We start from the raw sequence: 16735 nt of genomic DNA, 5'->3' as shown, positions 1-16735 counted from the left end.
CTCCTAGCTTTTTGTCAGACTCTCTAGCTGATCCAAATGGTTGATGCACAGCAGTGTTATTGCGTACATAGAAACTCTATCTAGTTTAAATCCTGCGGTTACTCCAGTTTGATTGCCACATGCTGGAAAGTTGGAGGCCTTGATCGCCCCCATTGGTATAATAGTAGAGTCTTCTACCAAAATGCGCTTAAACCTTTGAGTGCTTTTTTGTTTGAACTTGAGAAGCTTTTGAGAAGCGATAAGTTGTCGAATCACTTCTTGGAGGAAGTCGACCGCTGTTTGGTTCAGTCGTTTGTAGATAGCGCCTCGGCAAAGTGATTTGAGGTTCAAGAGCCTCATCTCGTCAGCTAACAGATTGAAGGAGGCGTCACCTTTTTGCAGGCATTTGAATAAGGCTAAGATGATCGAAAGGGTCGAGAAACTTTGTGTTTTTCTACGAATGAAAGATGAATGCTTGGCCATTGCATCAATGGTCTAATAGGTTGAGCTGTGAGTCATTGGTGTATAAGCTTTCAGACACGCCAAGCATTCCGACGCACTCACTGTCGCAAGATTTTTATTAATTTATTTTCAATAAGTTACGCACTGAGTAAACGCATATGGAAACACGCCAATCATAGCGACTAACTCACCCATTTAAAATTTTGATACATTTTGAGCGCGGCTTCAAAAGATTCGCTTAGTTTAATGATCATACCCACTAACCTAAAAAACCAATGATGAGCAAACTATGTTAGATTTTCCCTCTAACTAAAGTAGTTGAGTAGGCTGGATATGTACAGTTCACTACCTAGGTGGCCATGCTTAGACTCAGATTGCTCACTCACATCACCATAAACTTGGGAATATATATCCACACACGGAGCTCTTATTTAGACAAGAATCACCCCATGAAAATAAAACCAGTACTCTACAGTGTTGCAATTGTGGCACTCACGTTCACTTACTTTAGCAACCAACTCGTTATGTCTGCCGATAAATCACCAGCTAAAATGCCTCAAGTCCCCGAAGGTCATGAACAAATCAGCCTTGGTGCTGGATGTTTCTGGTGTATCGAAGCTATCTACAACCGCCTCGATGGAGTCAAATCCGCGGTCTCAGGCTACACCGGTGGTGCTGTGAAGAATCCAACCTACCAAGACATTTGTACCGGTGCATCTGGCCATGCCGAAGTCGTCCACATCGTCTATGACCCAAACGTGATCAGCACAGAGACGATCCTTGCTTGGTTCTGGAAAGCCCATGACCCCACCACCCTCAACCGACAGGGCAATGACGTCGGTACGCAATACCGTTCCGCCATCTATTACTACACAGTAGCCCAACGCAAAGTTGCTGAAGCATCTAGATCTGCAGCCCAAAAAGATTTCAAATCACCCATTGTGACGGAGATCACAAAGACAGGGAAATTCTATCCTGGGGAAGTCTACCACCAAGATTATTACCGTCAGAATAAAAGTAAAAACAGCTACTGCCGATTTATCATCGCTCCAAAAATGGAGAAACTCGGCCTCGAAGATAAAGAAAAGGTGGCTGAATAATGAAGTGGTCTCCTAAACGTTGCCAGTGATTTGCAGTTTATATTGAAATTCTGACCGCCCTATCGATGAAGAGTTATTGTTGGTGGTTAGCCTGCTTTGGGCAATCTATTTGTGTCGTTAGATTTTATTGCCTTAAACTGGTTTAAGCTGTGTGCCGTTGGGCTTCTTGGTAGGGCTCTCCATGGTGTTTGGTTTGAAAGCGATTGATGCCTTCTGCGGTGGTTATAGAACTCCATCCAGTCATCAACACAAGTATCTAGTTCTGGTACGCTGCTGTAGCTCCAGAGTCTAAGCTTCTCATACTTGATGCTCCGCCAGAGGCGTTCGATGAACACGTTGTCTCGCCAACATCCTTTGCCGTCCATGTTCACTTTGATCCCTCTAGATTCAATTTCTCCCACCCATTCTTTACTGCTCCATTGGCTGCCTTGATCGGTGTTGAAGATCTTAGGCTGCCGACCTGTAGCCTTGAAGGCTTTGCGCAATGACCGGAGACAAAATGCTGTATCCATCGTGTTGCACACCTCCCATGAAAGTACTGCACGCGTGTGCCAGTCCATCACAGCAATCAAGTAGGCGTAACCTTTAGGCATTGGTATATAAGTGATGTCAGTACTCCAGACCTCATCCGCAGCTATTACAGGAGTGTCACTGAAAATGCACGGGTAACTCTTGTGACCCTCATCACTGATCTTAGCCCTTTTGGGCTTTAAGCGGTTGCGGTTGACCTCTAGCAAAGCTGATTGCTGCCTAAGTGATGAATTTTGTTGAGTAGCAATCATAGCTTTTCGCTGAGATCGATTCCCAGCTGTTCGCACTTTTTTAGAAGAAAGCCCTTCTCTCGCAAGAGTTGCCCCACTTTACGCTCCATCTGAGCTTCTTTGACTTCGAGTTTTTTTAGCTCATTTCTTGGTGGTGTTAGAGCTTTCAAAAAGCTTAACCATTCGAGAGTCTAAATCTCGTTTCCACTGACTGACCTGGACGGTGCTACAGCATACTCTTGAGCTATGCCGTTTATTGAGCGAATCCCCTTGAGAGCTTCGGTGGCGATACGTGCTTTAAATTAAGCACTGAGGTGACTTTTCTTACGTTGCATTTGTCTGTTTTTCGGTGATTAAGCCACCGATGAACAGTCAGATATTTCAATATGCTATTGGCTCCGTTTTACGGGACCACTTCTTTGAAGTCTTTGTAACCATTTTTATGACAGCCAGACGCGATGTCTAAACCATTGCTAGCTCTTTGAGTAAAATAGCATTCATTTCGATTCCAGCTTCGAAGTTTTCGACCCAGAAGTTTTCGTTCGGTGCGTGGATTTGGCAATCCGGTAGTGCCAGTCCCAACAACAACGAGTCGGCACCAAGGATATCCTGCATGTCTTTGATAATTGGAATACTTCCCCCTTCACGTATCAACACAGGTTGCTTGCCAAATGCTTTTTCTAGAGCGATCTGGCCGGCCTTTCCGTACACACTGTTAGGATCACTGTAATACGGTTTGCCATCGTGGCCGACTTCCACTTCGACAGTCACTCCTGCTGGAGCGTGTTTCTCTAGGTGTGTTTTGACCTTTTCACTGATGTCGGACGGGTCTTGGTTCGGGACTAAACGGAAAGAAAACTTCGCCATAGCTTCTGCCGGGAGAACGGTTTTTGAGCCTTCACCTTGGTAGCCGCCACCAATGCCATTGACCTCGGCAGTTGGTCGCGCCCAGAGTCGTTCCGCTGTGCTGTATGTCGGTTCACCAAACACTGCTGGAGCTCCTGTTTGATCGATCATGTCTTGGTCGCTGACTCCTGGAATCTGAGCCCACATCTCGCGCTCCCAGTTCTCTAACGGTTTCACGTCGTCATAGAATCCTTCGATTGCAATATTGCCCTCAGCATCATGCAAAGTCGCTACGAGGCGAGCCACGGCAGTAGCAGGATTTGCCACTGCTCCACCATAACAACCCGAGTGTAAATCACAGCTAGGCCCTTTGACTGTCACTTCACAGCAAGTGATCCCACGCAAGCCGTAGCCCATCGTTGGGACTCCACGGGCAACCATACCCGTGTCGGAGACTGCAATGATATCACAAGCGAGTTCTGATTTGTTTGCTTCAATAAAAGGAACGAGGTTCGGGCTCCCGATCTCCTCTTCTCCTTCAAATAAGAAAATCAAATTCACGGGAAGCTCTCCCTGCTCTTTGAGTGTCTTCTCGACTCCAAGCACATGCGCCATCATCTGGCCTTTATTGTCGGTTGAACCGCGGCCCCAGATTCGGCCGTCTTTGAGCACCGGCTCGAATGGAGGTATGTCCCAGAGTTCAATAGGGTCGACTGGCTGGACATCGTAATGACCGTAAATCAGAACAGTCTTACGGTCTTCTTTGTGCTCATTACGAGCAACGACCACTGGGTGGCCTGGAGTTTCATGCAGTTTAACACTGAGACCCATTCCTGTAAGTTTTAGCTTAAGCCATTGGCCACATTCTAACACATCACTCGCGTGCTCAGGGGCTGTGGAAATACTAGGAAATCGAAGAAAACTAAAAAGATCATCAAGCTGAGATTGCATGCCATATTCATGCAAGCTGCTAGACGATTTCGCAAGCGTGAAGTAGCGAGTGTCTATCTATAGACTGTCTGGGCAAAGAGTGAAACCCTGTACTGACCTCACCACCTACCAGCATCAAAAGTCATATAGTCAAATGTCCTTCTATATCGCGTGGTCGCGACTCTCCAAAGAAAACAAACTCGCTAGACTTTACTAACTTGACATGAGATCTTCCAAGCTTCAGCACCCTCACCGAGGGTTTCCTATTCCTCTCCAAACACAAATAACCCGCTAAGAATTATCTTAGCGGGTTGTTTTAAAATAAAAATATGTGATGGGTATTAGCAACCGCAACCGCCACCTCCTCCACCACCGCAACATCCACCGCCACCTCCTTGGGCAGCTGCGAAGTCTTCTTCAGTTGGTACGCGACCAAGCTCAAGAGTGAGGCCAACATACTTGCTGATAGCCTGCTGCACTGTCTGTAGCTCGCGCTGAGCGTCCATGAAGTTTGTCACAGTATCGTTCTGCATAAGTTGCTCACGAGCCTGCTCGAACTCACTGATTTCAGCTTCGCTGAGTTCTACGCCAGAGCGTTGCTTATTGTTGAGTGCCTCACCGCTTTCGTGTACGGACTGGTACTGAAGACGTGCTTCGTCGTTACTTAGAAATGACTCAACATTTCCGTGAAGGTCTTTAAATTCTTGCTGGGACACGAGTGTCTCACAAAGGGACTTAGTGGTCGCCATTAGGGCGGAATCATCTGCAATTAAGCTCATACGCACCGATAGACCCGCATCAGCAAATTGGCAATAGCGAGTTTTCTAATTTTTTCACAGTTTCATCCTGCCATTAAACAAAGTGTACATTTTGCTACTAATTAAACATGAGCACAGTCGTACGTGTTTTCAGATAAACTGGCGAGTGACGCCAAATTTCGTTCGAAAATTGAGTACCGCTTCACTGCATCACAACTTGAATATTCGGCCACAACAGGAAAAACCGTAGAGGAAAAACCAGACCTCTCATTCATATTCATCAAAGAAAATTTGATCGCTATGGAAGAGATCAAACAATCACCAAAAGAAGAATATCCCTATGGCTAATCGAACAATTCATTTCTCCCTAGATTTGGGGGAAAAATCAAAAAGCTAAAGAAGCAACAAAATCCTCTTTGGATGGCGCAGTTCTAGCTATTTCCGAGAACCCCACAATAGGTGAGCCAATAGTTGGCGACCTAGCGGGAGTCTACGTCTATAGATTCGAAATCAATAAACAGCTGAAATTGCTGGCCTACCAATACAATGATGTTGAATTTCAGCTACTCAATGTTAGTCCTCATGAAATTTTTTACGCCACTTGAAATAAAAGCGAAAAGCAGCATTCGATAAAAATGCTTAGACGCCCTGCAAAAATCCAGTGAGTGGGCTCGTCGCGGAAGCTCCATCGATTTTTTCTGGCAGGCCCATTTCGTAGGCGGCACGGCCGGCTTCGACAGCCGTCTTAAATGCATAGCCCATACGAGCCGGATCAGAGGCAATAGCTATCGCGGTATTGACCAGAACTGCATCAGCTCCGAGCTCCATAGCTTCGGCAGCATGGGATGGGACTCCAAGCCCTGCATCAACGACAACAGGAACAGTGGACTGGTCAACTATGATGCGAATTTGATCTCGTGTGACGATACCTTTATTGGAACCAATCGGAGCTCCTAGTGGCATGACTGCCGCAGTACCCACTTCTTGCAAGCGTTTCGCTAAAACTGGGTCAGCATTGATGTATGGCAGCACTGTGTATCCTTCTTTGACGAGGACTTCCGCAGCCTTGAGTGTCTCGATAGGGTCTGGAAGCAAGTATGTTGGATCAGGGTGAATTTCGAGCTTTACCCACTTTGGGAGCCCTGCAGCTGCCGCAAGACGCGTCAGACGAACAGCCTCCTCAGCATTCATAGCTCCACTTGTATTTGGAAGCAGTAGATATTTCTCAGGATCGATGTATTCTAGTATATTTACATAGGGGTCCTTACCCCCAGAAAGGTCTGCACGGCGAAGTGCTACAGTGACTATTTGCGTACCAGACGCATCCAGTGCATCACGCATTGATTCGTTCGACGGAAACTTTCCTGTTCCTGTCATCAAACGTGAATCGAAACTACGATCGGCAATAACTAATGGCTGGTTCTTCATGGCAGCGGCAAACTACGTGGCAACTGCGTCTGCCGCAATCGCCAAATGTGTCTAAATTATCCCTGGTAAGCAAAGGCTGGCAAACCTTTCACTCCGAGACCGGTCACACGGAAGACCTTACCAGCATGTTCTTCTTTCTCAGTTTTATGCACTCCAGTCGTTATGAATAGCTCGTCGAGGTTCTCTCCCCCAAAGGTACAGGCAGTCGTTTCAAGACATGGAACCTCGACCCTACGCAATTCCTCACCAGTTTTAGGATCAAAGCAAGCAACGCAAGCTCCGTGGCAGAAAGCTACCCAGAGGTTGCCATCGGCATCGATAGTCATTCCGTCGGGAGAGGAATTAATGTGGCTAGTATCTGCCGCTCTAAGCATGTTAGAAATATGGCCATCCGAGTAATCAAAAGATAGGATCTCCTTACGTGGGGTATCAATGTAATACATGGTTCCCCCATCCACAGACCAAGCCAGGCCATTAGAATTAGTCACTGGGCCAAAAGCCTCAGATAAATCACCATTCTTATCGAGTTTATAAAGGCGAGCATCACCAGTTTTCTTTACCAGCGAAATAGTTCCAGCGAAGAAATGTCCGTCAGGAGAGCACTTTCCATCGTTGAATCGATTGTCAAGCTTATCTGGCTCTGGGTCAATAATTTTAGTCTTCTCCCCATCGCAAGCAAGGAAATATAGCCCCTTGTCACCAGCTATAACTAGCCCGCCAGTTTCTCTAGGAACCACAGTTCCTACGCGCTCGCCGACTTCGATCACTTTTTCTTCACCTGTAGTCGGGTTCAAGCCAATTACTTTGTGTTGCTCAATGTCTACGTAGAGAAGCATTTCATCCCACCAGATAGGGCCTTCACCCCATGTCGCACGGTAATTACCAATTGGTTCGATCGTCATGCTGGTAGAGATAGTCAGTTCTTAAAATTTTGTCCAGTTGGATCGCCTCAAGTATTTTAGTATTGAGGAGCTGGTTTAGTTAGTAAGCAAGCAACAGTCCAGACTCCCATAATCACGCATGAAAAAGTAAAGCGTAGATCAACCAAATCAATCTGGCGAAAATGTGCAGATTTTCAATCTATGTGACCATTCTCTGGTTCACTCTCAGTATTATACGCTACAAAATGGCTATGCATATCGTGCAGTTTGAAGAAGACAGTATGCCAGCACGCTGATAAAATTGATGGCTTGATGGCGGCTTTAGACACTTACTTGAGCACGTATTATTACCTCTGCGGCTTCACTCTACTAGGGTTCATCACCTTCCTCATTTCTCTCATTATGCTACTGCTAGAAAGCCGGCTAGCCCTATTTCTTTAAGATCCTGGCATTGGAAAGAACCCGTCGAGTCTGAGAGCTAATTTCTAACAAGCTAAGTGTCAGTCGCCCATTTTGACTCCATAATGGAAGCAACATGAGTAGCAAAACAGGTACCAACCAGTGCGAAGTGCGCACCAAACATTCAGCGATCCAGGGATCCATACCTTTGTAGTTAAGCGAGGGGTCGTAGTGCGCTACTATTCTAGCTAAAGCTGTCGCTGCCCCCCACGCGATCATGTAGTAAAGCCCCGGCCTTCTTAAACAAGGAACCAGAATAGCCAGACCTGCCACAAAGTCTAAGATTCCTATTACGTATAAAAACGATTTAGAGCTTTCTTCACTGACTCCAAGGATCTCCATCGTCATGACCTGAAAACTCCACGGGACAGGGTGGAATCCCACGGCATACATCCCATGACCAATAAAACAGCCAGATGCAAGTAAGGACGCCATCCACCCCCATTTTTTTAGCATTTTAGGAAATACTAGGACCCATAGAAACAACAAGGGAATGCCAGCCTGAAGCACGTACTCAACCAACATTCCCGACTGGTAGCTCACATCAAAATAATTACTATAGCTGTCGATAGCTAAAATTGCCCATAGCGGTATCAAAAACCACTTAAACACTCTAAAATAAGGTATCCTCATCAGCAAAGTCAACACAGCTCCAAGCATCAGAATTATACCGAACCATTCGATTCCCCCAGTAACAAAAGGGTCTGACTCTAGAGCATACTCTTCCCAAGTGAGATTAGTGTATTTTTCCAGTAATGGAGATACAGCCTCCTCATGCCAAAGAAGTGAGCGAATATGGCTATCCCATTTCATCATTAACCAACCACGTGAAGCAAGCGTCAGACTAACACATAGCTGCAGCATAGTTAGCCAAATCCAAGTAAACCTCGAATAAAGGCTACCATCACTAGGATTATAATTCCCAGAAACCAGATGTTTTGTGATTTCTTTAAAGGCCACGTTAATCGAAATGAGACAGATTTTAAGCTAAACATAGCCCCATCTGACATCTAATAGATGATTGGGGGTATATAATTACTCAAGTGTTATGAAAGGAGAATTGTGAAAGTATCTATTCTAGTTTAAACTGACAAGTAACTCTATTTTTTCTTCGCCTTGATCGTGAGTACTGCACCTCCTTTGGCCTGCCAAATCGAGAGTCCATCAGGGGTTTCGAAGGAATTTCTCCTGGCCACTGGTTTTACATTATGAGCGCTCGCTCCTTTATCAAATCTCACAGTTTTCAGTTTGAGAGAAGATGGAGTCACTTCTACCCAATCAAAACCGTTGAAAGCTCCACAATCAGTAGTCCAAGACTTCCCATCATCTGCCTTACGAAGCGGCGCTCCCCAGCACCCTTCTCCAGTATACACTGTTGCTTTCGGGTCATCTATAGCAGCTATGAAACCTTCATCGCCATTGACATCTGGCTTCAATGGCTGAGTACGTTTACAACAATGCGAGTCGGACTCGAAGGCCAAATCAACGCCGTACTTATAAAAGATGGGAGCCCACTTGTACGGGTTGATTCCTTCTTTTTTCGCTGAGACATGTGGCCGCATTGGTTTGTGGTAGCCTGCTGCAGTGAAAGTTACCTTCTTAGAATGCTTCTCTAGATCCTTGTTCAGCCAGGAACTCTGCGCTCCCTCAGCTGGGATTTCAGAATTCAGCGTATAGAACCTAAGTAAGTCACCACCGATGGTAAATGCGTAGTAGACATCATTGGGAGTATCAAATTCTTTAGTAATCGCGTCCTTCTTATTCTCGTGATTACCACGATGCACTACTATAGGAATGATGGTGCCATCGTCTGAAATAGTTAGCTGCCAATCACTGAACCATGTGTCCCACTCTTTATCGGTAGGTCTGCCCACCATGTCTCCAGAGAACGAAATGAAGAGCGGCTTGAGCTTTGCTGCTATTTTGTTTAGTTCCTGACGAGTCGTCCGGTTACTGCGTGAGTCTCCACCATTAATGAAGGTGAATGGCTCAGCTTTTTCTGGTGCTGTATAAAACTTCAATCGCCGGCTCACCCCAGCTTCATCCTTGATCACATAAAAATATTTTGTATCTGGTTCAAGCCCCCGCAATTTCGCAAAACAATTCGCTCCGCCTTCAATACTTACTGTCCGGTGTACTGCTTGAGTCTTGCTGTAGAGGTGGTGTTTCCGCTGATTATCTATCTTACCATAATGCACCACTCCTGGTTTACCGGATTTCTGTACCCACCCCACTGTTGCTTCTGTTGTTGGATTCTCAATCCACATAAGGCGAAACTTCGAGGCATCAGAATCGTTTTCCCCAATCACTCCCACACCTTCAACGGCAGGTAATGATGAGTTAAGTGCTAAAGCGAAAATTCCCGCTTGAAGTAAGGATTTTATGGTGAAGGTCCTGTACATAACTATACTTTTTGAGTGTTCGGTCGGCCCAGATGATTAATACAAAAGAGCAATATGTACATAGTTGAGTAAAAATTTATATCAATATATTTAACATGATTAGCAATAAAGTAGCAACCAAACCGCATTTATCCTTTCACATTATAGGAATTGTGACTACTCCCCCTACATGTCTTTCAAAGATCTCGGCCTATCAGAGCCTATCGTTCAAGCCGTTACCGAAGCGGGTTACGAAAACCCTACCCCAATTCAGGCACAAGCTATTCCTCTCGTTCTCGAGGGACGTGACTTAGTGGGTGCATCTCAGACTGGTACAGGAAAGACTGCTGCTTTCGCGCTCCCATCACTTTCTAGGATCAAAGCGCTAGGTAAGCCTCAGATTCTTGTGCTCGAGCCAACCCGCGAACTTGCCCACCAAGTAGCTGAACAATTCGAGGCATACGGCAAGCACACTGGCTGTAAAGTAGCCCTCCTCTATGGGGGGGTTGGTTACGGCGAGCAACTCGAGAAACTAGCGAAAGCAGACATCGTAGTTGCCACTCCTGGACGTCTGGTCGACCATTTCTTCCGCGGTTCTATGCGCTTCGGGGATGTTAAAATACTCATCCTCGACGAGGTTGACCGCATGCTCGACATGGGTTTCCTCCCTGTCGTGCGGAAGATTGTCAATCTCTGCCCATGGAAAACTGAAGACAATCTTCCACGTGAAGAACGTGAAGAAAAATACAAGCTCAAGACTCTGCCTAACCGCCAGACCCTCTTCTTCTCGGCTACCATGCCACCCGCGATTCAAGGCTTTGCTACATTCTGCCTCGATAAACCAGCTAAGATCGAAATCGCTCGAGCAAAGGTTTCTAGCACTATTAACCACGCTTTCTACCCGGTCTCCATGGATCAGCGTGACGAACTCATTGTTGAGCTCATCAACCGGACTGACACCCAGTCGGTCATGGTTTTCACCCGTACTCGTAAAGAAGCTGACGCAGTTTGCGGCATGCTCAACGACAAGACTAAAGCCAATGTGACAGCGATGCACTCAGACATCGGTCAGAAGGACCGCATGAAAGCGCTCGCTGGCTTCAAAGACGGCACCTACAATATCCTAGTAGCAACCGACGTGGCTGCACGCGGCATCGATATTTCTTCAGTCTCCCACGTAATCAACTACCGAGTTCCAGAAAACTCAGAAGACTACGTGCACCGTATCGGTCGTACTGGTCGTGCAGAATCTGAAGGTGATGCTTTCACTATCCTCACTGCTGACGAAATCGAATACGCTGAATCAGTGGAAAACTTCATCGGTCACAAGATCGAACGCCGCAAGCTAGAAAATTTCAACTACACATACACTGCCCTACTCGACGAAAGCCCGGCTAAGTCAGTACGTAAGAAGCGCCGCCCAGCACCTAAGCGCCGCCGTAGATAAGAAATTCCTATTTCACACTTCTTACCCACTGCTGCTAGATTGAGCCATTGCTTAATCTAGCCTTTTTTTATGAGAGTACTCGCGATCGACCCAGCCGTCAGAAATACCGGCTATGCCATTATCGAAGGCGACCAAAACAAGCAACACGCTATCGACTATGGAGTGATCAGCATTCCCGCCAAGATTGGACAATCTGGAGCCCTCTCAGCTATCCGTACAGGACTACAGAATCTGATAACCCAATACGAACCGGATGTGGTTGCCGTGGAAGCCATCATCTTCGTACAGAGTGTGCGCACGGCCATCAGCATGGGAGCAGCTCGCGCTGCCGCAATGATCGCAGCTGCTGATAGTGGGCTCGAATGCTACGAGTACGCCCCGAAAAAGATCAAAAAATCCGTTGTTGGAAACGGAAATGCTGACAAAGCACAAGTAGCTTTCATGGTGCGAGCCCTGCTTGGCCTTAGTGAAACTCCTCCTCATGATGCGGCTGATGCAATCGCTATTGCCATCGCCCATCTGTCAGCATCAGATCCACTCAAGGCTTCGATTTTAGATCGAAAGAAAATCTGAGAATAAGAGTCTAACCAGACATGCTCACTGCCACCAACAACCGACGCCACGATCTAGATGCCCTCAGAGCCTGTGCTATGTTGTTAGGCATAGCTCTCCACGCTGGGCTAGCCTACGCCACCTTTGGATGGGCTGTCACAGACCCATCTCAGTCGGAAGTATTCAATTGGTTTTTCTTCCTTGTCCACGGTTTCCGCATGCAACTCTTCTTTTTGCTAAGCGGATTTTTCACCGCCATGATCTACCAACGACGGGGGCTAAAATTCCTGCTCAATCATCGACTCAAAAGGGTTGCTCTACCTCTGCTCATTTTTACTCCCATCCTCACCCCGTTAGTTGAATGGGTTCTTCGCATGGCTCGGACTAAACAAGGGAATGCCGAGGTCTTCAACTCGGTCACCAATGTACCTTGGTTAGAAACTTTCAATTTCCACCATCTTTGGTTCCTCTGGTTTCTTTGCCTCATGGTTCTAGCATTCGCTCTCATAAGTGCCCTTCCAAAACCGAGGATTAGTAAAAAATGGATAAACTCTCCGCGTTGTCTACTCTGGCTAATACCCCTCACTATGTTACCCCAGCTATGGATGACTCGCGCCTACCCACTGTATGGCCCCGAGTCCTCGCTCAACTTCATTCCTATCCCCTATGTATTTTTCTACTACGCCATTTTCTACGGATTCGGTGCCATTCTTTATCACTTCGGGGATGAAGTTGTGACCAAACACTGGAAGCTTAAACTACTCATCGCACTCTGCGTCCTATTCCCATCTGGCATGCTCCTTGAATGGTGGAGCCTCTATAATGTCCCAACGCTACAATGGGTATCAGATCTGCTACAGGTGAGTTTCAGCTGGCTCATGATCTTTGCCTGCATTGGCCTTTTCAGAGAAAAACTCTCCCAGCCCTCGCCAAAGGTGCGTTATCTATCAGATGCGTCCTATTGGCTCTATCTCGCCCATCTCCCCCTCGTCTTTGGACTCCAATTAGCAATCCTGGATTGGCCGCTATCCAGCTGGGTCAAATTCCTTCTCGTCAACCTATTCAGCTTTAGCCTACTTCTCATAAGCTATCATTATGGTGTTAAAGGAAAAATTCTAGGCAAGCTACTAAACGGAAAATAGAACATAGAATTCTCTTACTCTACAGCACACTAGCGGGTAGTAGTAATCTATGGAGAAACTGATTCACCAAATCCTAGCCAAGTCTTACCCATCGACCGAGTCCGCCATCTATGAGATTGCCGCTCTCAAGGCTCAGCTCGAACTACCGAAAGGAGTTACGCACGTCATCTCAGACGTGCATGGTGAAGCGCGTAAACTACGCCACGTCATCAACAATGCCTCTGGCAGGTTACGACCCGTGGTGGCTGAACTTTTTGGAGGGAACACAGAGTCTTCTGAATTTAAGGAATTCCTCCACCTCCTCTACTACCCGACCGAACTTCTCCAACTCAAAACTGAAGAATTTAAAACTGACAGCGAAGCTCGCTACCAATGGGTGCTCAAAACCCTCACGCAACAATTCACAATAATCCGTTCAGAAGTTCGGACGAAGAGACGTAAGGACATCAAGAACTACACCCCGAAACAGTTCAGAGAACTATTCGAGGTTTTGCTCAATTTCCCAGCTGGCGGCCACCACGAAGCCTTCCTCACGGTCTCCATCAGAGAATTGGTAAGTAGGAAGATGGACTTCCAGGCTCTACGTGCAGCCTCACGATTCATCCGTAATATCACGGTCGAAGAACTCATTGTGGCTGGTGATTTAGGGGACCGCGGAGCTCGCCTTGACTGGGTTATTGATTACCTAATGAAGCAGCCCAATGTCTCTATCGTCTGGGGTAACCATGATGTCAGTTGGATGGGAGCCTGTCTTGGACACCAGGCTCTAATCGCTATAGTACTACGCGTTTCATTACGCTACAGGCGCATGTTTCAATTAGAAGAAGGTTACGGAATTTTAACAAACTCATTAGAGCTTCTAGCCAGAGAAATCTACAGCGATGATCCTGCTGAATTCTTCAAACCTAAGCGAGGCGGAGAACGAGACGAGCTCACGATAGCAAGAATGCAAAAAGCGATCGCTATTATCCAGTTCAAGCTCGAAGGACAAATTGTCGAACGCCACCCAGAGTGGAAAATGGATAACCGCAATGTTCTAAAAGCAATCGACTACGCTAATGGTGTCGTCGAGCTCAACGGTCAGAGCTACAAGCTACGGGACACTCATTTACCAACGGTAGATCCGCTAAACCCGAACAAACTCTCAGCCCAAGAAGAGCATTGCATGCAAAGGCTCGTGGAATCATTTATTAGTTCTTCTCGCCTTTGGGAGCATATGAAGTGGGTGGTAGAACGCGGTAGCATGGCGGAAGTTAGAGACCGCGCCGCAATTTTCCACGCCTGCCTCTCTCTCGATGAATCAGGAAACTACCTCTCTCTCGAAATCGATGGAGAGCAAAAGCGTGGTCCAGAGCAATTTGGAGCATTCAATAAAGTCATCAAGCGTGCTTTCCGCAAAGGCTCAATGGCACAAGAGGATGATAAAGACTGGCTCTACTACCTCTGGGCGGGCCCGCGCTCACCTCTATTTGGAAAAGATAAAATGGCCACCTTTGAAAGTTACTTTATTGAGGACAAAGCCTCTCAGAAAGAGACGCGCAATCCATGGTTCGACTTTATCAATAATAAAGACTTCTGTGCGCATGTTTGCCAAGACATGGGAGTCGATCATGGTGGCCTCATCGTCAATGGCCATGTCCCCGTAAAAGTCGAAAAAGGTGAAGATCCGGTGAAACGAGGTGGCAATGCTGTCACAATTGATGGCGCGTTTTCCGAAGCCTATGGAGACCGTGGGTACACGCTTATTCTCACAGATAGTGGTGAATTCCTCGCCGAGCACCATGGCTTTAAAGATCCAGTTTCGGTCGTTCGTTCAGGTGAAGATATCATACCAACAATGCGTAAAATCCGTACTTATGATAGCGTTCGACTCATCAAACACACCGAACAAGGGCAAAGGCTGAATCAGCAAATTCAGGCACTCGATGGACTCGTGGAAGCCTACGAAGATGGGCTCATCAACGAGGAGACAGTCTAGAACATAAAAGGAAAGCCTCATTCCTTGTTAGGAAATGAGGCTTATTAAATGGCTCCGGCACTTGGGATCGAACCAAGGACCTAGTGATTAACAGTCACCCGCTCTACCGCTGAGCTATGCCGGAACTTATTGCCTTGAGTGTTACACACTCTCGACGGCGGGAAACTGCACTAATTTAATTTTAGAGGCAAGAAAAAGTGCGTACTTTTTTCATTTTTTGTCGGCTGGCTGCTCTTACTTACTTTCAATCTCGAAAATACGACGCTCTGCGCGCTCAATAATATCTCGCAACTGTCGAAGCTCTTTGGCTTCAGCTGGGGAAATCCCTTCCCTACGCTGGTCGATGAGCCGTGTTTGTTTCTCGAGGCTGGCAGTCATGTCAGGTTTGGTCTCTAACTGAAGAGAAAGCTTATCTGGGGTGATGATATACGCTTTGATTCTACTGGCTTTAGCAACAACAAGTCCAGCAAAATTGCCGTCAAGATCGAACACTGGTGAGCCTGCATCAATTGCTTCAATTTGCATATCACTTTGCAGAACATCAGGGAACCCCTCCGCTACATCATTGATGGTACCACCCATACGTTTCATTTGCTTCATTCTTTGCGGTGAGAATTGCTTTACCTCCGGACGTGCTCCTAAAATCACATCGACAGAAAACTCCCGCTTGTCCCTGCGAAAATGTAGCACTATTTGGTCACCAGGTTTTAGTGATTGCAGGAAATTGCCCATTTCATGGAGGCCATCAACTTTTTTACCATTTACTTGAGTCACAACGTCACCAGCAACCAAGCCAGCTCTGGCGGCAGCCGAACCTTTCTCAACTGATTCTAAACGCACTCCACCACCTTTTATGGGATTAAAATCCATACGCACTCCGAGGAATGCTTTATCAGACTCACGTAGACTTCGGGCTGTTACACTCACAACTCCAAGACCATGCGCCTCTCTAGCTGGGCCTACAGCAATGAGGAAATCTCCTAGTGCTACAGTGTTAGCTTGTTTAAGTTCAACAGCTGGGAGCCCGCCTCCATAGTCAAGTAAAGCTAGGTCGTATTCTAGATAGACTCCTTTGACAAAGCTATGACGCTTCACTCCATCGTGGCCAACAACCCAGATGCTGTCACCCCTAGATACTAGCTCGGACCATTTTGTGAGTATCCCTTCTGCTGTAACTGTGCCACGCGCCACCATTTTACCAGACGAAAAAACGTTGACCGCATGCACCCCAGCCATATCGGCAATAGGGTCGATGGCCTTAAAAAAACCATCTGATTGCTGTTGTAGAATTTGTTGATCGGCGGCCCTCAAGAAGGGCAAGCCTCGTCGAGACAATTCACGGCTTTGAGAAAAACTAGTAGCAATGAGAGCGCTCAAGACGCACAGATAGAAAATAACATGTTTCATAGATAATATTGGTAAATTTTATTGTTTATACAAGTCACCTCTACGAGCGAGTGTGGCGTTTAGTTCGATAACGTTGGATCTACGTAGGACCTCCAATCTCACAGTCTGACCAGGTCTAAATTTATTCAACTCTATCAAGAGTTGCCCACCATTATTCACTTTGTGCCCCTCCACATTGAGGATAATATCTCGCGCTTTGAAACCAGCCCTTTGAGCAGGTCCAC

19 protein-coding genes and 1 tRNA gene are annotated in these 16735 nt (G+C 46.6%); 8 read left to right on the top strand and 12 right to left on the bottom strand.

Annotated features, from left to right (window positions below):
* Positions 1-3 precede the first annotated feature (3 nt).
* On the bottom strand, positions 4-462 hold the full coding sequence (locus ABGY95_RS10650; protein WP_347441662.1) for a hypothetical protein: 459 nt from the start codon (positions 460-462) through the stop codon (positions 4-6).
* A 428-nt stretch (positions 463-890) separates the two neighbouring features.
* Here ABGY95_RS10650 and msrA point away from each other — a divergent pair, with 428 nt between their 5' ends.
* Complete coding sequence (gene msrA / locus ABGY95_RS10645; RefSeq protein WP_347441661.1) at positions 891-1541, top strand: peptide-methionine (S)-S-oxide reductase MsrA; 651 nt, start codon at positions 891-893, stop codon at positions 1539-1541.
* Positions 1542-1627: 86 nt separating this feature from the next.
* Here the strand turns inward: msrA and ABGY95_RS10640 are convergent, their stop codons facing one another.
* The 4 genes from ABGY95_RS10640 to ABGY95_RS10625 all read right to left on the bottom strand — a co-directional run bounded on the left by ABGY95_RS10640 (position 1628) and on the right by ABGY95_RS10625 (position 4857).
* A complete protein-coding gene (locus tag ABGY95_RS10640) occupies positions 1628-2323 on the bottom strand; it encodes an IS3 family transposase (protein ID WP_347441660.1) in 696 nt (231 codons plus the stop codon).
* Positions 2320-2472 carry a hypothetical protein gene (locus ABGY95_RS10635; protein WP_347441659.1) on the bottom strand — a complete coding sequence of 51 codons (153 nt, stop codon included), beginning with the start codon at positions 2470-2472 and terminating at the stop codon, positions 2320-2322. The genes ABGY95_RS10640 and ABGY95_RS10635 overlap by 4 nt, the downstream gene beginning before the upstream one ends.
* Positions 2473-2764: 292 nt before the next feature.
* Entirely contained in the window at positions 2765-4099 is a 1335-nt protein-coding gene (locus tag ABGY95_RS10630; RefSeq protein WP_347441658.1) for a dipeptidase, read from the bottom strand.
* Between the two features lie 320 nt (positions 4100-4419).
* On the bottom strand, positions 4420-4857 hold the full coding sequence (locus ABGY95_RS10625; protein ID WP_347441657.1) for a YlbF family regulator: 438 nt from the start codon (positions 4855-4857) through the stop codon (positions 4420-4422).
* Positions 4858-4980: 123 nt separating this feature from the next.
* Between ABGY95_RS10625 and ABGY95_RS10620 the strand changes: the two genes are divergently transcribed.
* Together ABGY95_RS10620 and ABGY95_RS10615 are read left to right on the top strand one after the other, a co-directional pair.
* Positions 4981-5184: a hypothetical protein gene (locus ABGY95_RS10620; RefSeq protein WP_347441656.1), complete on the top strand. Its 204-nt coding sequence runs from the start codon at positions 4981-4983 to the stop codon at positions 5182-5184.
* 23 nt (positions 5185-5207) lie between these two features.
* The gene (locus ABGY95_RS10615) at positions 5208-5441 is read left to right on the top strand and encodes a type II toxin-antitoxin system RelE/ParE family toxin (protein WP_347441663.1); all 234 of its coding nucleotides are present in this window, start codon (positions 5208-5210) and stop codon (positions 5439-5441) included.
* A gap of 34 nt (positions 5442-5475) precedes the next feature.
* Here ABGY95_RS10615 and ABGY95_RS10610 read toward each other — a convergent pair whose 3' ends face one another.
* Positions 5476-6264: a thiazole synthase gene (locus ABGY95_RS10610; RefSeq protein WP_347441655.1), complete on the bottom strand. Its 789-nt coding sequence runs from the start codon at positions 6262-6264 to the stop codon at positions 5476-5478.
* A 56-nt stretch (positions 6265-6320) separates the two neighbouring features.
* Entirely contained in the window at positions 6321-7166 is an 846-nt protein-coding gene (locus tag ABGY95_RS10605; protein ID WP_347441654.1) for an SMP-30/gluconolactonase/LRE family protein, read from the bottom strand.
* Positions 7167-7412: 246 nt separating this feature from the next.
* Here ABGY95_RS10605 and ABGY95_RS10600 point away from each other — a divergent pair, with 246 nt between their 5' ends.
* Positions 7413-7586 (top strand): hypothetical protein, encoded by a 174-nt coding sequence (locus ABGY95_RS10600; RefSeq protein WP_347441653.1) that lies wholly within the window; start codon positions 7413-7415, stop codon positions 7584-7586.
* Here the strand turns inward: ABGY95_RS10600 and ABGY95_RS10595 are convergent.
* Positions 7575-8564 (bottom strand): hypothetical protein, encoded by a 990-nt coding sequence (locus tag ABGY95_RS10595; protein ID WP_347441652.1) that lies wholly within the window; start codon positions 8562-8564, stop codon positions 7575-7577. The genes ABGY95_RS10600 and ABGY95_RS10595 overlap by 12 nt on opposite strands.
* A gap of 140 nt (positions 8565-8704) precedes the next feature.
* Complete coding sequence (locus ABGY95_RS10590; RefSeq protein WP_347441651.1) at positions 8705-10006, bottom strand: metallophosphoesterase family protein; 1302 nt, start codon at positions 10004-10006, stop codon at positions 8705-8707.
* Positions 10007-10175: 169 nt separating this feature from the next.
* Here ABGY95_RS10590 and ABGY95_RS10585 point away from each other — a divergent pair, with 169 nt between their 5' ends.
* The 4 genes from ABGY95_RS10585 (at position 10176) to ABGY95_RS10570 (ending at position 15104) form a co-directional block, all read left to right on the top strand.
* A complete protein-coding gene (locus ABGY95_RS10585; RefSeq protein WP_347441650.1) occupies positions 10176-11432 on the top strand; it encodes a DEAD/DEAH box helicase in 1257 nt (418 codons plus the stop codon).
* Positions 11433-11501: 69 nt separating this feature from the next.
* On the top strand, positions 11502-12005 hold the full coding sequence (ruvC, locus tag ABGY95_RS10580) for a crossover junction endodeoxyribonuclease RuvC (RefSeq protein ID WP_347441649.1): 504 nt from the start codon (positions 11502-11504) through the stop codon (positions 12003-12005).
* 20 nt (positions 12006-12025) lie between these two features.
* Positions 12026-13126, top strand: coding sequence for an acyltransferase family protein (locus ABGY95_RS10575; RefSeq protein ID WP_347441648.1), 1101 nt, complete (start codon positions 12026-12028; stop codon positions 13124-13126).
* A 49-nt stretch (positions 13127-13175) separates the two neighbouring features.
* Positions 13176-15104, top strand: coding sequence for a fructose-bisphosphatase class III (locus tag ABGY95_RS10570; protein WP_347441647.1), 1929 nt, complete (start codon positions 13176-13178; stop codon positions 15102-15104).
* Positions 15105-15153: 49 nt separating this feature from the next.
* On the opposite strand, the gene ABGY95_RS10565 is transcribed toward ABGY95_RS10570, so the two are convergent.
* The 3 genes from ABGY95_RS10565 to ABGY95_RS10555 all read right to left on the bottom strand — a co-directional run.
* A tRNA-Asn gene (locus ABGY95_RS10565) sits at positions 15154-15228 on the bottom strand.
* A 110-nt stretch (positions 15229-15338) separates the two neighbouring features.
* Positions 15339-16511 carry a PDZ domain-containing protein gene (locus tag ABGY95_RS10560; protein ID WP_347441646.1) on the bottom strand — a complete coding sequence of 391 codons (1173 nt, stop codon included), beginning with the start codon at positions 16509-16511 and terminating at the stop codon, positions 15339-15341.
* A gap of 18 nt (positions 16512-16529) precedes the next feature.
* Positions 16530-16735: PDZ domain-containing protein (locus ABGY95_RS10555; protein WP_347441645.1), on the bottom strand; the 206-nt coding region annotated here is incomplete at its 5' end.

This window comes from Rubritalea sp., from assembly GCF_039830215.1.
Lineage (GTDB): Bacteria > Verrucomicrobiota > Verrucomicrobiia > Verrucomicrobiales > Akkermansiaceae > Rubritalea.
This window is presented reverse-complemented; position numbering and strand designations above follow the sequence as displayed.